The organism is Mucilaginibacter gilvus (assembly GCF_004054195.1).
GTDB classification, from domain to species: domain Bacteria; phylum Bacteroidota; class Bacteroidia; order Sphingobacteriales; family Sphingobacteriaceae; genus Mucilaginibacter; species Mucilaginibacter gilvus.
The window spans coordinates 40,802-58,864 of the sequence record NZ_SBIW01000028.1; the positions used below are offsets into that span (position 1 = coordinate 40,802).

The 18,063-nt window shown below is 45.5% G+C and carries 16 protein-coding genes and 1 pseudogene; 9 read left to right on the forward strand and 8 right to left on the reverse strand.

Going from position 1 to position 18,063, the window contains the following annotated elements; translation table 11 throughout:
- The first annotated feature begins 168 nt into the window (after positions 1–168).
- From EPL05_RS22420 to EPL05_RS22435, 4 genes are all read left to right on the forward strand, one after another.
- Positions 169–981 (forward strand): 5'-nucleotidase, lipoprotein e(P4) family, encoded by an 813-nt coding sequence (locus EPL05_RS22420; protein ID WP_128536226.1) that lies wholly within the window; start codon positions 169–171, stop codon positions 979–981.
- 79 nt (positions 982–1,060) lie between these two features.
- Positions 1,061–3,508 carry a bifunctional YncE family protein/alkaline phosphatase family protein gene (locus EPL05_RS22425; RefSeq protein ID WP_128536227.1) on the forward strand — a complete coding sequence of 816 codons (2,448 nt, stop codon included), beginning with the start codon at positions 1,061–1,063 and terminating at the stop codon, positions 3,506–3,508.
- Between the two features lie 36 nt (positions 3,509–3,544).
- A complete protein-coding gene (locus EPL05_RS22430) occupies positions 3,545–4,411 on the forward strand; it encodes an aldose 1-epimerase family protein (protein ID WP_128536228.1) in 867 nt (288 codons plus the stop codon).
- Between the two features lie 80 nt (positions 4,412–4,491).
- On the forward strand, positions 4,492–4,830 hold the full coding sequence (locus EPL05_RS22435) for a hypothetical protein (protein ID WP_128536229.1): 339 nt from the start codon (positions 4,492–4,494) through the stop codon (positions 4,828–4,830).
- A 58-nt stretch (positions 4,831–4,888) separates the two neighbouring features.
- On the opposite strand, the gene EPL05_RS22440 is transcribed toward EPL05_RS22435, so the two are convergent.
- The 3 genes from EPL05_RS22440 to EPL05_RS22450 form a co-directional block, all read right to left on the reverse strand.
- Positions 4,889–5,635 carry a hypothetical protein gene (locus EPL05_RS22440; protein WP_128536230.1) on the reverse strand — a complete coding sequence of 249 codons (747 nt, stop codon included), beginning with the start codon at positions 5,633–5,635 and terminating at the stop codon, positions 4,889–4,891.
- A gap of 67 nt (positions 5,636–5,702) precedes the next feature.
- Entirely contained in the window at positions 5,703–7,544 is a 1,842-nt protein-coding gene (locus EPL05_RS22445; RefSeq protein ID WP_128536231.1) for a glycoside hydrolase family 35 protein, read from the reverse strand.
- 14 nt (positions 7,545–7,558) lie between these two features.
- The gene (locus EPL05_RS22450; protein ID WP_128536232.1) at positions 7,559–10,342 is read right to left on the reverse strand and encodes a DNA gyrase/topoisomerase IV subunit A; all 2,784 of its coding nucleotides are present in this window, start codon (positions 10,340–10,342) and stop codon (positions 7,559–7,561) included.
- A gap of 122 nt (positions 10,343–10,464) precedes the next feature.
- On the opposite strand from EPL05_RS22450, the gene EPL05_RS22455 reads away from it, so the two are divergent.
- Both EPL05_RS22455 and EPL05_RS22460 read left to right on the forward strand, forming a co-directional pair.
- Positions 10,465–10,728, forward strand: coding sequence for a hypothetical protein (locus EPL05_RS22455; RefSeq protein WP_128536233.1), 264 nt, complete (start codon positions 10,465–10,467; stop codon positions 10,726–10,728).
- A gap of 110 nt (positions 10,729–10,838) precedes the next feature.
- A complete protein-coding gene (locus EPL05_RS22460; protein ID WP_128536234.1) occupies positions 10,839–11,180 on the forward strand; it encodes a hypothetical protein in 342 nt (113 codons plus the stop codon).
- A gap of 4 nt (positions 11,181–11,184) precedes the next feature.
- On the opposite strand, the gene EPL05_RS22465 is transcribed toward EPL05_RS22460, so the two are convergent.
- On the reverse strand, positions 11,185–11,703 hold the full coding sequence (locus tag EPL05_RS22465) for a YdeI/OmpD-associated family protein (protein ID WP_128536235.1): 519 nt from the start codon (positions 11,701–11,703) through the stop codon (positions 11,185–11,187).
- A 132-nt stretch (positions 11,704–11,835) separates the two neighbouring features.
- On the opposite strand from EPL05_RS22465, the gene EPL05_RS22470 reads away from it, so the two are divergent.
- Positions 11,836–12,264 (forward strand): nuclear transport factor 2 family protein, encoded by a 429-nt coding sequence (locus EPL05_RS22470; RefSeq protein WP_128536236.1) that lies wholly within the window; start codon positions 11,836–11,838, stop codon positions 12,262–12,264.
- 58 nt (positions 12,265–12,322) lie between these two features.
- Here the strand turns inward: EPL05_RS22470 and EPL05_RS22475 are convergent, their stop codons facing one another.
- From EPL05_RS22475 to EPL05_RS22490, 4 genes are all read right to left on the reverse strand, one after another.
- Positions 12,323–12,982, reverse strand: coding sequence for a GDSL-type esterase/lipase family protein (locus EPL05_RS22475; protein WP_128536237.1), 660 nt, complete (start codon positions 12,980–12,982; stop codon positions 12,323–12,325).
- Positions 12,979–13,473 (reverse strand): cytidine deaminase, encoded by a 495-nt coding sequence (locus EPL05_RS22480; protein ID WP_128536238.1) that lies wholly within the window; start codon positions 13,471–13,473, stop codon positions 12,979–12,981. The genes EPL05_RS22475 and EPL05_RS22480 overlap by 4 nt, the downstream gene beginning before the upstream one ends.
- A gap of 110 nt (positions 13,474–13,583) precedes the next feature.
- Positions 13,584–15,479: a DNA topoisomerase IV subunit B gene (locus EPL05_RS22485; RefSeq protein WP_128536239.1), complete on the reverse strand. Its 1,896-nt coding sequence runs from the start codon at positions 15,477–15,479 to the stop codon at positions 13,584–13,586.
- 101 nt (positions 15,480–15,580) lie between these two features.
- Positions 15,581–16,249: a hypothetical protein gene (locus EPL05_RS22490; protein ID WP_128536240.1), complete on the reverse strand. Its 669-nt coding sequence runs from the start codon at positions 16,247–16,249 to the stop codon at positions 15,581–15,583.
- Between the two features lie 106 nt (positions 16,250–16,355).
- Between EPL05_RS22490 and EPL05_RS22495 the strand changes: the two genes are divergently transcribed.
- Both EPL05_RS22495 and EPL05_RS24420 read left to right on the forward strand, forming a co-directional pair.
- A complete protein-coding gene (locus EPL05_RS22495) occupies positions 16,356–17,693 on the forward strand; it encodes an APC family permease (RefSeq protein WP_128536241.1) in 1,338 nt (445 codons plus the stop codon).
- 255 nt (positions 17,694–17,948) lie between these two features.
- Positions 17,949–18,063: pseudogene (locus EPL05_RS24420) on the forward strand (glucosamine-6-phosphate deaminase); the annotation flags it as partial.

Below are 18,063 nucleotides of genomic sequence, written 5' to 3' on the forward strand. Positions count from 1 at the left end.
ATCCGTTCTATATTCAAATACGAAGAGGCACCTGTGAGGGGTGCCTTTCGTGTTTTGGACGGATTAGACAAGACTTATAATTTGGCCCCAACCAAACAGTCTTGTAAAGATTTTCCGTATAAAATAAAACACGGATTGTTATAATCGCCATATTTGTATAACACACGTATGAAAAAGTTTAACGCCGCCCTTTTTGCCGCGCTTATTTTGATAAGCGCCTGCTCTGCACCAAAAAAAACGCAAAGTATTTCTATGGCCAATAGCGGCAAGGTATGGTCCTCGCTTTGGCAGCAGCGCTCCGCAGAGTATAAGGCACTGTGTTTCCAGGCTTACAACCTGGCCAAAATGCGTTTGAACGAAGCCATCCGAACCGAAGGTGCCAAGCCTTTCGCGGTGGTGACCGATATTGACGAAACATTGTTAGATAACAGCCCATACGATGCCATGCGTGCCGATTCGAACCTGGAGTACACTCCCCAAACATGGAAAACCTGGACCGCCAAAGCCATTGCCGACACCGTGCCCGGCGCGCCTGCTTTCTTCAAATACGCGGCATCAAAAGGCGTAGCGGTATTTTACATTACCAACCGCAATGAGGACGAAAAAGCCGTCACTATAAAAAACCTGCAATTGTACGGCCTGCCTAACACCGATGACGCGCATGTGCTGATGCGCGAAAGCTCATCCAGCAAGGAGAGCCGCCGCCAAACGGTGCTGTCTACCTATAATATTGTATTACTCTGTGGCGATAACCTGCCCGATTTTGATGCCCTGTATGATAGTCCAGCAGATAAAAAACAAACCGAACAAACCCGCGCCGCCGTTACCGAAAAGCTGAAAAAAGAGTTTGGCAGCCGGTATATTGTTATTCCCAACCCATCCTATGGTGATTGGGAGAACGTATTGTTTGATAACAAAAAGTTAAGCGGCGTGCAAAAAGATTCGCTGATGCGCGCCAAGGTCAAAGTGGACAGGCAATAGCAGGCGCATATTAAGTTTTTGTTAAGCTGTATACAATCCACAAATACAATATGTAATTTTGGATCACACTGCTTCCCTCATGAAACAAAAACTTACTATTTGTATTGCCGCTGCTCTGGCTTTTGCCTGTAGCGTTTCGGCACAAACACCCGGTAAAATAGCCCAAACAGGGCAAGTATTGCTCCCAAACGGCTGGAAACTTAGTCCCGCCGGGCGCTCCCTGCCCCTCGGCGATCTACCGCTCAATATGCAACTCTCCGCATCGGGCAAATACCTTGCGGTAACCAATAACGGGCAAAGCACGCAATCCCTCCAACTGATAGATCCGCGCAGCGAGAAACTCCTCGATGAAAAAGTACTGGGCAAATCCTGGTATGGTATCGCCTTCAGCAGCGACGAGAAAAAGCTTTATGCTTCCGGCGGCAATGACAACGTTATCCTTACCTTTTCCATCAGCAACAGCAAACTCGGCACACCCGATACCATCAAACTGGGGCAGCCCTGGCCAAAAAATAAAATTTGCCCAACAGGCATCGCCATCAATAAAGCCAATACCCGCCTTTATACCGTTACCAAGGAAGACAGCACCTTATATATTATCGACCCGGCAAAAAGCAGCATCCTCGGCAAAGTAAAACTAAGCGCCGAGGCCTACAGCTGCGTATTATCTCCGGATGAAAAAACACTTTATATTTCGTTATGGGGCGGCGATAAACTTGCTTTTTATAATACGTCAACCCAAGCCCTGAGCAGTATCAACACTGGCAGCCACCCGAACGAATTACTGTTGAACAAAAAGGGCAGCTTGTTATTTGTCGCCAACGCTAACGACAACTCGGTTTCCATCATCAATACCGCAACACATAAAATCATTGAAACCGTATCTACAGCGCTTTACCCAACAAAGTTAACCGGCTCTACTACCAATGGCTTCGCGCTTTCGGCCGACCAAAAAACGCTTTATATAGCCAATGCCGATAATAATTGCCTCGCCGTTTTCGATGTATCAAACCCCGGCAGCAGCCAAAGTCGCGGCTTTATCCCCGTGGGCTGGTACCCAACTAACGTAAAAATGCTGGGCAATAAAATATTGGTAAGTAATGGCAAAGGTTTTACTTCTATGGCCAATCCGCAAGGCCCGCAACCGATGAAAAAGGTGGATAACAGCGGTTACCAAAAAGGCGCTATCAACAGCCGCGAGCAATACATAGGGGGCTTGTTTAAGGGCACCCTTTCGTTTATTGATGTGCCAAACGAAGTTAAACTGAAGGCCTACACTAAACAGGTTTACGCCAACACGCCCTTTACCAATAAAATAGCCGCAACCGCCAAAGGGGAAGCGGGTAACCCTATTCCACGTAAAATGGGCGAAAAATCGCCGATAAAGCATGTTTTTTACATCATTAAGGAAAACCGCACTTACGACCAGGTGCTGGGCGATATGCCTGCCGGCAATGGCGATACGTCGCTTTGCATTTTCGGGCAGAAAGTAACCCCCAATCTGCACGCCATAGCTACAGAATATGCCTTGATGGATAATTTTTATGTAGATGCCGAGGTAAGCGCTGACGGGCATAACTGGAGTATGGCCGCGTACGCCACCGATTTTGTGGAAAAAACCTGGCCAACCAGCTACGGCAGCCGCGGTGGTAATTACGATTTTGAAGGAACCCGCAAAGCCGCCTACCCCCGCGATGGTTTCATTTGGGATTATTGCAAACGCGCCGGTGTTACCTATCGTACCTACGGCGAGTTTGCCGAAGGCGGCGAAAAACCGAAGGCCAACCTTAAATCGCTGGAAGGGCATTTTTGCTTAAAATCTCCAGATTTTGACTTGAGCATAAAGGATATTACCCGTGAGACTATCTGGGAACATGATTTCGATTCGCTGCTTACCATTAATAAAGTGCCACAGTTTAATACCGTTAGGCTGGGGAACGACCATACCAGCGGGCAACGTAAAGGTGCCTATTCGCCTATTGCCGCCGTTGCTGATAATGACCTGGCTGTGGGCCGTTTTATCGAGCACCTCTCGCAAAGCCCGATATGGAAAGAGTCTGTAGTGTTTATTTTGGAGGATGATGCCCAAAACGGGCCCGACCATATAGATGCGCACCGCTCGCCGGTGTTTGTGGTAAGCCCGTATGCCAAACGCAACGCGGTAATTCATAACATGTATTCTACCTCGGGCGTGCTGCGTACAATCGAACTTATTTTGGGCTTACCGCCGATGAGCCAGTACGATGCCGCGGCCATGCCACTGTTTGAGTGCTTTACAGCCAAGCCCGACTTTACACCCTATAATGCCAAAGCCCCACAGGTTGATATTGAGCAGCGTAATGTTGCCATAAACGAAAGCAGCAGGCGCTCAGAATCTTTTAACCTGGCCAAAGAAGACGCGGCGCCGGACCTGGATTTGAACGAAGTGGTATGGAAATCGGTTAAAGGTGAATCGGCTATGATACCGGCACCCAAACGCAGCGCCTTTGTCATTTTAGAGAAGAAAAAGAAACACGATGATGATTGATTTGTTGATATATTTACCTTAGAAATATCACGAATAATGACGATCCTCGAAAACCAATTCCTTAAGGTATCCATCGATACCAAAGGAGCGCAGTTAAGTTCCTTACACAACAAAGCAACCGGTGCCGAACACATGTGGCAAGCCGACCCCACCGTATGGCCATGGCACGCGCCAAACCTGTTTCCGATAGTGGGGCAACTTGCGAATGATGAGTTACTGGTTGATGGCGAAAAGTACAGCATGAAACGGCATGGCTTTGCCCGCCAATCGGAATTTATAAAGCTGGAAAGCAACGATGTATCGGCATCATTCTCTTTGCCTTACTGCGAAAAAACTTTGGAGGTTTATCCTTATAAATTCGATTTCCAGGTGATGTACACCCTGATAGAAAATGCCTTGAGAGTAACCTACAAACTCATCAACCGGGATAAAAAAACGGTTTACTTTTCCGTAGGGGGCCACCCTGCTTTTAATGTGCCGTTTAGTGCCGGCGAAAGCTATGAGGATTACTATGTTGAGTTTGAAAGCAACGAGAAATTAGATACACATCTTTTATCCGCCGAAGGATTATTTAATGGCGAAACCCACCCGGTGGCCATTAAAAACAAGAAACTATACCTTACCCGCGAGTTGTTCGCGGAAGACGCGCTGGTTTTAAAGAATCTTAAATCGCGCATGGTGACCATCAAAAGTGATAAACATGAGCATAGTCTATCGGTAGAGTTCCCGCATTTTAATTATCTGGGCCTTTGGGCAAAACCCGGTGCCGATTTCCTGTGCATCGAGCCGTGGCTGGGCTGCGCTGATTCAGCAGGCGAACCAAAGGATATTAAGCACAAAGAAGCCATTCAAAAAATAGCTGTTGGACACGTTTTCGAGGCTTCTTTTTACATTAGTTTATAGTAACTTAAAGTTTTTTTTACTTTAATAAACATTCCTTTAGCTTTTGTACTTATCATTAAAAACATTCAACAATTAATGCTATGAAAAGGAAAATTTATCTATTCGCCGTAACGATGTTACTTATGGTAGCATCATTCAGTTCAAATGCTGCAACTTTTACTGACGACAAAAAAGCTTTCAAAGAAGCTGCCGCTAAAATGAACGACGAGCAAAAACATGCGCGTATTGAAGAAATTAAAACTCGCGTAAACGAGATAAAAGCAATGGACAAATCTGATTTGAACAAGGCTGAGAAAAAAGAATTGAAAGCTGAGTTAAAAAGCCTTAAACACGAAGCCCAGGCTATGGGTGGCGGTGGTGTTTACCTTTCTATAGGTGCTATCATCATCATTATTTTGGTATTGATCCTGATCCTGTAATCTCAGAGCAACACAAAATTTATAATAAAAAATGCCCCGGTATCCGGGGCATTTTTTATTACTGGTATATTTTCATCAGGTCTTCCTTTGCTTTAATAAACCATTGCCGGCTGCTCTTTTTCTCTACCGCGCTCAGGTGGGGTTGCTCATCCAGCATATCGGTAAAGATCTTTTCGGCATCTTCTATTCTATCCTGCCGTATTAAAAACTGCCCGTACTGGTAACGCTGTTCAAAATAAGAATATCGGCCTTTCATGGCCTTAAATTCGTTTTCGGCGGCATCGGTATCCCCTAATTGCTCCAGCGCCATGGCATATAGAATATGCGCACGCGAGCGGGCAAATTGCGGCAGTTTATACAATTTTTTGGCAAGGGGTAAGATCTCCGGGTAACGCTCCAGTTTGTAATAAGCCACTATCAGCTTTGCCATTACATGTTCGTTCTCGTCGAAAGCCCCGGTAAGGCTGGCTTTGTAAATATCAACCGCCTTTTCGGTAAAGCCGGCATCCAGGTAAGCATCCGCGAGTTTAATGCGATTGGCGAAGGTATCGGTAAAGCGGACTTCATTTTCCAGCCGCTGCAGTTTAACGCCGGGGTTAAATACTGCCTTCACATCTATTTTAGGGGCGTTAATGCGCCGATTATTTAGCACTTCCTGGTAAAGATAGATGCAACTGCCTATCACCGGCAAAAACACGATCAGCCAGATCCATTTTTGCAGCGTACCGTTCCGGTAGGAATGGAAAGCGCATACGGCCTGCAAACCAACAGGTATATAGTACATATAGTCGCCATGCAGAAACATAAGTTGGGCTTATTGTGATAACTATTCCAAAAATATAAAAATGCCGCGTTTAGCAGCATTTTTTATATCAATCTTTTTGCAGCTCGTTCAGTACCGGGTGGTCAAAGGTTGACAGCTCGGTGTGGCCTGCCTTCAACTGGTCGAAAACCACCACTTCGTTGGTCCCTTTCTTTAACCAAGCCGCTGGTACATACAGCGTTTGCTGCGGGCCAATTTGCCAGTATTTACCCAGGTTATGCCCGTTGATGAACACGAAACCCTTTCCAAAGCCATGCATATCCAAATAGGTATCGCCCAATCCGCGCAGCGAGAATGTGCCGCGGTAAAGTGCCGGTTGCGCTATCTCATCTCCGGCCTGTGCAGGTAAATACTTCATCCCGGCAAGCGTGGTAAATGGGAATTTATACATTTTCCAGCCAAGCAATTCCTGCCCGTTCAGGATAACTTTATCGGTAATGCCCTGGCGGTTATCGGTTAGGTAAGGGCCGTAGTTAATGCGGCCATTGTTCTCTACCAAAATATCCAATACGCTGTTAGGCGTTGGACTGTTAAGTTGAAGCGAGTCCAGTTTTAATCTTCTATCCAATACATTGATGCGTTTACCGTTGAGGTAAACGGTAGCGTAATCGCGCAGTTCTTTTACTTTAAGCAAACCGCTTACGGCATCTTTTAAAGTGGTGCGGTATAATACAAAACCATAGCCCTGGTCAAGGTCTTCAAAGCTCATCGGTTTTTCAGCTTCTACCGGCAGCCCCAAATTGCTGAACAGGTTTGCCTTACCTGTTAAATTGATCACTTCCAAAGCAAAGGTCATTCTTTTTTTGCCGGGCACATCGGGCAGGGTTTGACCAGTTGGCAGATGTTTGGCTATTACCGCCCGCAGCATGTTATACTTCGCGGTGGGGTTGCCAGCCTCATCCAATGGAGCATCGTAATCGTAGCTGGATGTTTGCGGTGAATAAGGCTCGCTTTTACTCATGTTGGCACCGTTCATAAAATCGCGCGTGCTGCCACCATGAAACATGTACATATTGATGGAGATCCCTGCGGATAACACTTCATCCAGCTTTTTGGCATCGGCCTCGGCATTACTGCCGCTGTGGGGTTTACCCCAGCTATCAAACCAACCCGGGTACCATTCCGCTATGTAATAGGGGCCTTTGCCGTTGTGGTATTTGTTGATGAGGTCCTTTACCTTTTTAGGGTCGTCTTCGCCGTTTACGGCTGGTAAAAAGCCCGGCAGGTAGCCCGCCGGCATTTGCGATGGACCATCACAGGTAAACAGCAGGCCATCAAAACCCGCCTCGCGAAAGATCTTTTCGTTTTGGGCCAGGTACTCCTTATCATTCCTGTACGATCCGTATTCGTTCTCTATCTGCACCATCAGGATGTTACCACCATGGTTTATCTGCAGCGGCGCCAGATGCTTACCAACTTCCAGCATATAGCTGCGGTAGGCGTTAATGAAGGGGCCGTCCTTACTGCGCACCTTCATATCCTTGTCTTTTAGCAACCACCAGGGGTAGCCGCCAAATTCCCATTCGGCGCAAACGTAGGGGCTGGGGCGCAATACTACCCAAAGGCCTTCTTCTTTGGCTATGCGTACAAATTCGGCAATATCGTTGTTACCGGTAAAATCATATTTGCCCTGCACCATTTCGTGGGCGTTCCAAAACACGTAGGTACCAATGGTATTTAAGCCCATGGCTTTGGCCATTTTCATTCGCTCGCGCCAATATTCGCGCGGGATGCGGGTGTAGTGCATTTCGCCGGAGATCATCTGCAGCGGCTTGCCGTCCAGCAGGAAATCGTTATCGCCAAAGGCGAAGGTATGGGTTACCGTTTGGGCATTGCTTAGGGCGATGACGCTTAAAAACAGCGCGCAGTAAATTATAATCTTCTTCAACATTTCTCGCTCACAAATTAAAATAAGCCCAGCTGGCCTTTGTCGTCAATATCAATATCGTCCGGGTTAGTTATCTCGAAATCTACTGTTTTGGATTGCACCGATTTTGGGGGTGATTCCACAGATTTTTCTTCTGCTGACTTTACCGGTTCCTGTGATTTAACGGGTGCCAGGGCCGATTGTTGTGCTGCCGGGGCAGGGTCACTTACCTGCTTATCTTCGGCGGTAAGGGTTATCTCGGTATCTTCTACCGAATCAGGAGCCGGGTCTGGCACATCTTCGGCATCGTCATGCTCTGCTATTAGCTCTACCGATTTTACTATATGGATGGAGATTCGGTTGCCCATGGCCTTCATTCCTTTTATGTCGATAAGATCGGCTAAATTCAGTTCGGCGGTTTCGGGCACCAGGGCTTTGCCTTTCAATTGTTCTATCTTAACAATTGGCTGAGACGCACCAGAAATGATAATGAGCTTAGAGCCTGGTTCATCACTGATAACGCTGGTTTGCTTGCCTATAACTGTATTTTCAAACACAAAACGCTTAACCATGTAATTTTTCGATTTGCCATCGTAATGCACTACCGCGAATACTTTTGCGGGATCGTATTTCTCGATCACCGTCATTTTATCATCGAAATGGTTATTGAGGTCGAAACTGGTAAGCTCGTAAGTACCGTTGCTGAAGATGTTAAGGATACGATCATCGCCATCAAATTCGCCCAGGTATTTGCCACGGCCATCGGCGTTAAGGCGTTTCAGGATCTCATCGTACCAAATCTTGCGACCGGCCAATGTGGAGACGCCCTTGCTTTTTAGCAGCACTTTTTTAACCGGGTATTTGGTAACCATATTACCCATCGAACCACGGCCTTTAATGGCCAGCACGGCAAAATCTTCATCAAAAGTTAGTTTCTTGAGCTTGGCATGAGGTTTTAGTTGCACGGTTATTATCTCCGCCTCACCGTTGGGGTTGGCCGTAAAGTACAGCATTTTTGAGCCTTTACTGCCCTTGGTCAAATCGTACTCCTTATCGCGTGTGATGCCGGTCACCGAGAAGCGCTTGATATAGCTTACGCCGCTTTGCCCGTCTTTATAGATCATGTTGTAAACCGTGCGCTCGTCGTTCTTTTTAAACACCGCCACGTGCAAAATATCCTTACCTACAAAAACCTTATCCTGCACGCGTGTCACTACAAACTTGCCGTCTTCGCGGAAAACGATGATCTCATCGATATCCGAGCAATCGCAAACAAATTCGTCTTTCTTCAGTCCCGATCCGATGAAGCCATCTATCCGGTTCACATATAATTTCACGTTGGCCAATGCCACCTGCGACGCTTCCACCTTATCAAAGGTGCGCAGTTCGGTTTTACGGCCACGGTCCTTTCCGTACTTATCGCGCAGTTTTTCAAACCAGGCGATGGTATAATCGGTAAGGTGTTTAAGATGATGTTTTACTTGTTTTATTTCCGCCTCGAGATTTTTGATCTGCTCATCCGTTTTCTTAAAATCGAAACGGGTGATGCTGCTCATCGGCTTATCTATCAGCTTCTTATAATCCTCCGGCAATATCTCGCGGTAAAACAGCGGGAAGAATGGTGTAAACAAACGGGTTAACGCCTCAACCACCAGCTCAAAAGTTGATGAACCTTCGTAGTCGGGGTGTTTGTACATCCCTTCCTGGATAAAGATCTTGAGCAGAGAGCTGAAGAAGATCTTTTCCATCAGCTCTTTCAGCTTGATATCCAGCTCCATTTTCAGCAACTCGCGGGTATACACGGTGCTCTCCACCAGCATATCATTCACGCTCATAAAGCGCGGCTTATCTGATTGGATTACGCAGGTGTTTGGCGATATCGATACCTCGCAATCTGTAAAGGCGTACAGCGCATCAATGGTAACATCAGGAGAAATGCCCGGTGCCAGGTGGATAACAACCTCTACATTTTGCGCGGTGTTATCCTCAATTTTCTTGATCTTAATCTTGCCTTTATCGTTGGCCGATATGACGCTATCGATAAGGCTGCCGGTGGTGGTGGTAAAAGGAATTTCAGTAATGGTAAGCGTTTTTTTATCGCGCTCTACTATTTTAGCCCTAACCCTGATCCTGCCACCGCGCTGCCCTTCATTGTATGCCGAAGCATCTGCCATGCCCCCGGTAGGGAAATCGGGCAGTAAGTTGGGGCGGATACCTTTCAAAGATGCGATGGAAGCATCAAGCAATTCAATAAAGTTATGCGGTAAAATCTTGGTGGCCAAACCAACAGCAATACCTTCGGCACCCTGTGCTAACAGTAAAGGGAACTTTACGGGTAAAGTGATCGGTTCGCGGTTACGGCCATCATAGCTGGCTTGCCAAATGGTGGTATCGGGGTTAAATACAACATCCAGCGCAAATTTGGATAAACGCGCCTCGATATAACGCGGGGCAGCTGCCGAGTCGCCGGTTACGGGATCGCCCCAGTTGCCCTGGCAATCGATAAGCAGATTCTTCTGCCCTATCTGTACCATGGCATCGCCGATAGAAGCATCCCCGTGCGGGTGGTACTTCATGGTGTTACCAATAACGTTGGCCGCCTTGTTAAAACGCCCGTCGTCCATCTCCTTTAGAGAGTGCAGGATACGGCGCTGTACGGGTTTTAAACCATCATTTATATGCGGAACGGCACGGTCGAGGATAACGTAAGAAGCGTAATCCAGGAACCAGTTTTCGTAGAGCCCGTCGAGGGTGGTTATAGTAGGAAGCTTGGTGTCTTCGTTATCATTTGGAATATTATCAGGATGCAGATCGTCACTCATTCTTCAGCAAAAAATTTGGATGGGTAAAGATAGGGAAATGTGCAGATAAGAGGATGGGTGGGTGTGTAGATTTTATGCACAATCATGCGCAAACTAACAATTGCGTTTGCTAAATTTAACCAGTGAAAAACAAAAAAAGAACGGCATTAAAACCGGAAAGGCAATTGACATTAACCCAAATGATCGAACGATTGCCCAGTGCTAAAATAAACTCCAAATGGGATTTAAAAAAACTTTATCACGAAAGCAAATGCAAGCTTTCTCCGGCCGAAAAAAGAGGTATCAAAGCGGGGCTTGCAGATGTTAGAGCAGGCAGAGTTCATACGCATGAGGAGGTAATGAATATGATAGCCAATAAATTCAAAGGACTTGGTTTAGAGAAATAACATTCACTAAATTGATGTGTACCGCAAGGATAATTTTAAAATTCAGGTGTTTTTGAGGGATAAAAAAAAATTAGCTGTATATTGGCCATAGACATTTATTTTAACCCCGAATGAGCAATCAATTAGAAACGGTATGGTATTTACCGTCTGAAAACACATGGAAGCAATTCCAATATTTGGCCATGAAAGACATTGGCACGATAGCCTTTTTCAAAGATGTAATATCATTCACCGGAGAAAAGACTGATATAAAAATAGCTCAGATAATTTCTATTTCTTATGGAAAACAAGGACGCGATTTTATAAATAACTGGATAAAAATTGATTACCACGACGAAACTGGTGTGCAATCCCAAGCTTTTTTTGCAGATGGAAACAACAGAGGCTGGTCGGGAATATTCGGTGGGACTAAAAAAATGTATATGCTGATTAAAGAGCTATACAACGTGTAACCCCCTACCCCCCCTTCCTCAACTTCGTTTGCTCCCGTAGCATCGCCCCGTAGTCCATTTTCCTTATCGCCGCGTTGATGGTTTTCGCTATCCGGTTCGCGCGGGTTTCTTCCGTTTTAGCATCGTTTATCCACTTGATAAAATACCCCTGGTGCGATTTAGTGATGCTGTTAAAGTAATCTGCCGCTTCGGGTTCAAAATCAAAACACTCCTGCAGGTCTTCGGGCACCGTCAGTTTAAAATCCGTGTCAAATTCCAGCCGCACCCTAAGCATCGCGCCCTTCTCTTTACGGATCCCTTTGCGGATCTCCTGCCGCAGGGCCATAATGTGTTTCCCTTCGCCAATAGGTATTAAACTCATACCCGCAATGGGCATTTCATCTAAAAATCCCCGCACCCTAAACGAGCGTTTATCGTTGGGTTTTAGCTCCGCCGCAATATCTGCGGGGATCTCTATGTAGGTCCAGCCGGTTTTATCGCCGTACTCGTTAAATTGTAAGATGATGGTAGTAAAATCAACCATAGCCAAATATATACGATTGACACGCAAATGTTAAATGTTTGTTAAATGATAAATTTTAACACATGGGGTGTAACACTTCGCTCGCCGGGTGCATCTTATGTATATAATATCAACCGAATAACTTAAAATATCATGAAAAAATTAAAATCAATTATGCTGGGCTTAACCTTACTATTAGTATGCGGCGCAGTTAAAGCAAACCCAATCCCATCAAACGAAAACCTTACCGCTACCCACGCCATAAACACCTACGTAGATGCCATAACGCGTGGCAAATTAAACGGCCTTAACGAAGTGCTCGACCAGTCTGTAAAATTCAGCATGCTGCGCGGCACCAAAGTATTAAGCTTTGATAAAAAGCAAATGATGGAGTTTTTTAAAGGCGACAAAAACGTAGAGCAGACCTGCACCACCAGTACTGAGGTAGTAGAAAGCAATGCCGACGTAAAAGTGGTAAAAGTGGATATGAAATTCGACGGCTTTACCCGCAGCAATTATGTAACCGTTGCAAACACCGGCGATGGCTGGAAAATAACCAACGTGTACAGCGTTTTTAAATAGTTTATTAGTTTAGTTTAGTGTTTAAGTGTGAGGCCTCCCGATGTATCGGGAGGCTTTCTTATTTTACGTAGGGCTGTAACACCGCCTGCCATTTATCATAACCGGTTTTGTTGAGGTGCAGCAGGTCGCCCTCAAATAAGGATGAATCGGGCTGCATGGTGGTCGGCTTTAATATTACAGTAGCTACATCAATGTAATGCCCCTTCTTTTTGTCGCTTAAAAATGCCTTTATTTTGGTGTTGGCAATTTTCACTTCATCAAAATATTTGGCGCGACTCGGGCTTGGCTTTACCGCCATAAAATAAACTTCGGCCTTGGGTAGTTTGCGGCTCAGCATAGCCCACAGCTTGGTGAACTCCTCTGCCACAAAAACGCCGGATTTACCCGCAGCAATATCATTCTCGCCTGCGTAAATAAAAACCTTTTTTGGTTGATAAGGGAACAATATGTAAGGTGTATAGTAATCTACCAGCTGTTCCAAAGTACAACCACCTACGCCACGGCGAATGATGGCTTTATCGCTAAAACGCTGCTCAAGATCTGTCCATTTACGAATAGAGGAACTGCCGATAAACAGAATACCGTTTTTGGGCGGGAATTTTACGCTGTCTGCATGCTTAAAATCGCGGATCTCGTTATCAAAGGGGAAGCCGGTTTGCGCACGGGCGCTGATGCCTGCTGTAGCTAAAATAAACAGTACTATTATTCTTATTTTCATATTACTTGCGATAATCTTTCCTCGAAAAACATGAAGGGCATCAGGCTATGTACGCCGTCGATAACCCAAACCGGGCCATCTATACAATATAACAACATTTTAAACGGGCTGTTTTGGCGTTTTTCGCATTCGGCCATTACCTGCAGGCAGGCCCCGCACGATGTTACGGGTTTTAAAAGTTGAAAATCATCCGTTTTGGCGGTCACCGCCATGCTTATAATAGGATCATCGGCGTGGCTGGTGCCCCAGTGGAACAGCGCCACACGTTCGGCACATAGGCCACTTGGATAGGCAACGTTCTCCTGGTTACTGGCATGGATCACTTTGCCGCTTTTTAGCAGCAAAGCCGCCCCCACCCTAAATTTTGAATACGGCGAATGCGAACTGGCCAAAGCGCTTACAGCTTCCAGGCAAAGGTTATGATCTTCATCGTTCAATTCCTCAACGGAATCGAACTCTTTAAAGGCTATTTTTATTTCGTGTTCTGTCATGTGTATAACCCTTCTGAAAAAGGAGGGGATACAAGATAAGGGTTATTATTATAAAAAACAAAAAAGAGGCGCGAAGTATCGCGCCTCTACATTATATAATTTCCTCATACCTAACTTGCCACCGGCAACTCCACGCTATCTAAATTTTCGGCAATCAGCGGGTTTACGCTTTCATCGTCTTTCTCTACCCGCAGGTTGTTTACAATATGCTGCTGGCGGGTTGGCGTATTTTTTCCCATAAAGTATTCCAGCAATGCCTTGATATTGGCATCCTTCAAAAATACAGGATCCAGGCGGATATCCTTACCGATGAACAGCCCGAACTCGTCCGGCGAGATCTCACCCAAACCTTTAAAGCGGGTTATCTCCGGCTTGTTGCCCAGTTTGGCAATTGCGTTGCGCCGCTCTTCGTCGCTATAGCAGTAAATGGTTTCCTTTTTATTCCTAACCCTAAACAATGGTGTCTGCAAAATAGACACGTGGCCGGCCTTCACCAGGTCGGGGAAGAACTGCAGAAAGAAGGTCATTAACAACAGGCGAATGTGCATCCCATCCACATCGGCATCAGTAGCTACCACAATGTTATTGTAGCGCAGGTTATCAATACCGTCCTCAATATTCAGCGCGTGCTGCAACAAGTTAAATTCCTCGTTCTCGTAAACCACTTTTTTGGTCAGTCCAAAACAGTTCAGCGGCTTACCTTTTAAGCTAAATACCGCCTGGGTTTGCACATCGCGCGATTTGGTGATACTTCCGCTCGCCGAATCACCCTCTGTAATAAACAGCGTGGTATCCTGCTTACGTTCGTGGTTATCGTCGAAATGGATCTTGCAATCGCGTAGTTTACGGTTATGCAGCGATGCTTTTTTGGCGCGATCGTTAGCCAGTTTCTTGATGCCGGCAATATCCTTACGCTCTCGTTCAGATTGTAGTATCCTTGCTTTCAATGCCTCGGCGGTTGCCGAATTTTTGTGCAGGTAGTTGTCCAGTTCGCGCTTTACAAAATCGCCAATGAAGGTACGTACTGACGGGCCATCCGGACCAACATTTTGCGAGCCCAGTTTGGTCTTTGTTTGCGATTCGAAAACCGGCTCCTGTACTTTTATCGCGATAGCTGCCACAATAGACGCCCGGATATCTGCCGCATCGTAATCCTTATCATAAAACTCGCGGATGGTTTTTACCACAGCCTCGCGGAAGGCAGCCTGGTGGGTACCGCCCTGCGTAGTATTTTGCCCGTTCACAAAGGAATAATATTCCTCGCCGTAGGATTGGCCGTGCGTCATGGCTATTTCAATATCATGCCCTTTTAAATGAATGATAGGGTAACGCAGGTTTTCGGCATCGGCGTTACGCACCAACAGGTCGTACAGGCCGCGTTCCGACAAGTATTTTTTACCGTTGAAGTTTAGCGTAAGGCCCGAGTTTAGGAACACATAGTTCCATATCATGTTCTCCACAAACTCCGGGATAAACCGGTAATGGCGAAAAATGGTGTCATCGGGGATAAAATTGATGGCGGTACCATTACGCTGCGAGGTTTCTTTTTCAGGCTCATCGCGCGTTAGCTCGCCCTTTTCAAATTCGGCAATTTTGGTGCGGCCGTCGCGGTAACTTTGTACGGTGAAGAAGTTGGAAAGCGCGTTAACCGCTTTGGTACCCACACCATTTAAGCCTACCGATTTTTGGAAGGCCTTACTGTCGTACTTACCACCTGTATTTATTTTAGATACGCAATCGATCACCTTTCCCAACGGAATACCGCGGCCATAATCGCGCACGGATACTTTATGGTCGCTCATGGTAACCTCTATCGTTCTGCCAGATCCCATCACAAACTCATCTATCGAGTTATCCACGATCTCTTTAAGCAACACGTATACTCCATCGTCATAAGCAGAACCATCGCCCAGCTTACCGATGTACATACCGGGCCTTAGGCGTATATGTTCCTTCCAATCGAGCGAACGGATACTATCGTCATTATAATCTACATTCTCTGCCATATCTTTCTAAAAAATTGGGAAACGAAACGCCCCGGTTGCAAAAATAAAGTTCCCACACTTAAATTGATATTTAAATATGCTAACTTATCAACATTGTAAATTTAGGGCTTAAACTTTATGCAGTTACTGGCCCTATCCATGTCTTTAAAAAATTCGGGGCCTTTTTCATTGGCGAAACAAACCGCTATGATGGTACCTGTATGGTCTTTTTGTAACGTCACCAGCAACGCGTATTTATAATGCTTGGTAACTGGCAGGTCAAGCAGGTTTAGCAAGTATGATCTGCCTGCATCCGCTTTGTACCGGGCGCATATTTTTTGGGGGATAGTGCGTGTAAAATAAGCAGCGTTATCACCTGTAAAAGCCAAAGCATGAGCCGTGCCAATGCCCAAATACAGCGAATCGGGGTTGGCCTGCATGGTTTCTTTATTGCCTAAAGTACGCTGGTATGCCGCGTAATTCTCCTTTTGCGATTTCACCTGGAACCAGATCTCAAAATCCTTACCAGGGAGTTGCATCGCGTAGTCGAAAGAAAAATCTTCGTTATCGGGTGCGGGGATTTCTTTAAATCCGGCCGGGAATTTAAAAATAACATTTGCCCGGGCTGTTATATCCAGAAAATTCCTGAGTCGGGTGCTTCCATAAGCGGGTTTCTTTACAGCTACAATAAGTGGTTTTTTGGCGACGGGATGCTTTTTACCCTGTGCAATTGCAGGTGCAATGCAAAACAACAACATACCGCTAAGTAATATTTGTTTAATTTGCTTCAAATCCGTTCAATTAAGTAGGTAGTACAAAAAATCAACGAACGAATTTAACGGATTTAAAACAGTTTTTAAAATTAAAATATAAATTTAAAAAATAAACAATTAGATAATGTCTATCAAACCAAGGCTTAGCCGTTTCGACCTTACGATGATCGTGATAAGCCTGGTGATAGGCATGGGCATTTTTGGCACACCGAGCGATGTCGCCGTAAAAGCCGGCAACACCTGGATCTTCTTCGGTGCCTGGATCTTTGGCGGCCTGGTGAGCCTTTGCGGCGCTTTAACCTTTGCCGAAATAGGCGCGCGCTACCCCACTACCGGCGGCTTTTACAAAGTATTCTCTTATTGCTACCACCCCGCTTTTGCCTTCATGATCAACTGGGTACTGGTGATCAGCAACGCGGCATCTGTAGCGGCTGTGGCCTTATTAGGTGCAGAATATATCAATCCCATTTTATTGCCGGCGAGTATGCAAAACAGCATGGGGACAAAACTCACCACCATATTAACGGTACTGGTGCTTTACGGCATTAACTTTTTGGGGATAAAACTCAGCGCGCGCACCCAAAACGTGCTTACCATATTTAAGGCCGGGATGATAGTAGTGCTTTGCACCGCCATATTTAAAAGCGGTACTGTGCCTGCCCATGGAATTGCAGCCACACCCCATAGCGGCAATGTGATCACCGCTTTTGGCTTAAGCCTGGTGGCTGTTTTTTTCACCTATACCGGTTATGCGCAAACCATCAACTTTGGCGGCGATATCATCAACCCAAAAAAGAATATCCCGAGATCTATATTCATCGGGATAGGTACTGTTATCACTTTATACCTCGCTATTAATTATGCCTACTACGCGGTGCTGGGCATCGGCGGCTTACAGCAAACGCATACCCTTGCGGCAACTATGGCAGGGCTCATATTTGGCACCACCGGCTCTAAGATCACCTCCATACTCATGTTTATATCGGTAGTGGCTTATGTAAACGTGAACATCCTATCCAGCCCGAGGGTTTATTATGCCATGGCCGAGGATGGTATTTTACCGCCGATATTTAAACGACTGAACCCAAAAACGCAGGTGCAGGAATTTGGCATGAGCTTTTTTGTGATAGCCATATTGGTGATCTTGTTTTTTGTAGGCTCCTTTAGCGATATGCTTAAATATGTGATGTTTTTTGAAACCATCGGTGTTTCGGTAGCCGCCGTTGCCATTTTTATGCTGCGCAAAAAAACCAGCGAGCTGGATACTACGGACATATATACCATCAAATGGTTTCCCATAATAGTACCGCTGATCTTCATCCTCTCCTATTGGTTTGTAACTATCAACATCTTTATTTCTTTTAAAGAAAACCCATACGCGGCTTTGTTTTGTTTGGCGGCTTACGGGCTTGGGTTGGGTATCTATTATTTAAGCGTAAAAAAGCAGCGGGAAGCGGTTTAAAGCACCTTTTACCACAATTCATATTTTAAAATTAATCTTTTTAAATTATTTTAAAAAGTATTTTGTTTTATCAAATTATCTTTAGTAAGTTTGTGTCAATGATGAGTTTAAGATCATTAAAAACTGCGTACTACTATTCCTCGTTGAGGGATTTAAATTTTATAGTTAATTGGTTGGTAAATCCTCACTTCGGTGAGGATTTTTTTTATGCCAAATTCCCGTTGCTAAACAAGATTAAATTATACAAGCATTTTTATGGCAAGATTAAATTTACTGGAAGAGACCCGTTACGAGAAGCTGCCGGTGAGCGTATATGCGGACCAGAAGTCGGCATCGCTGGCGGTAGCAGCAAGGATAGCAAAACTCATTA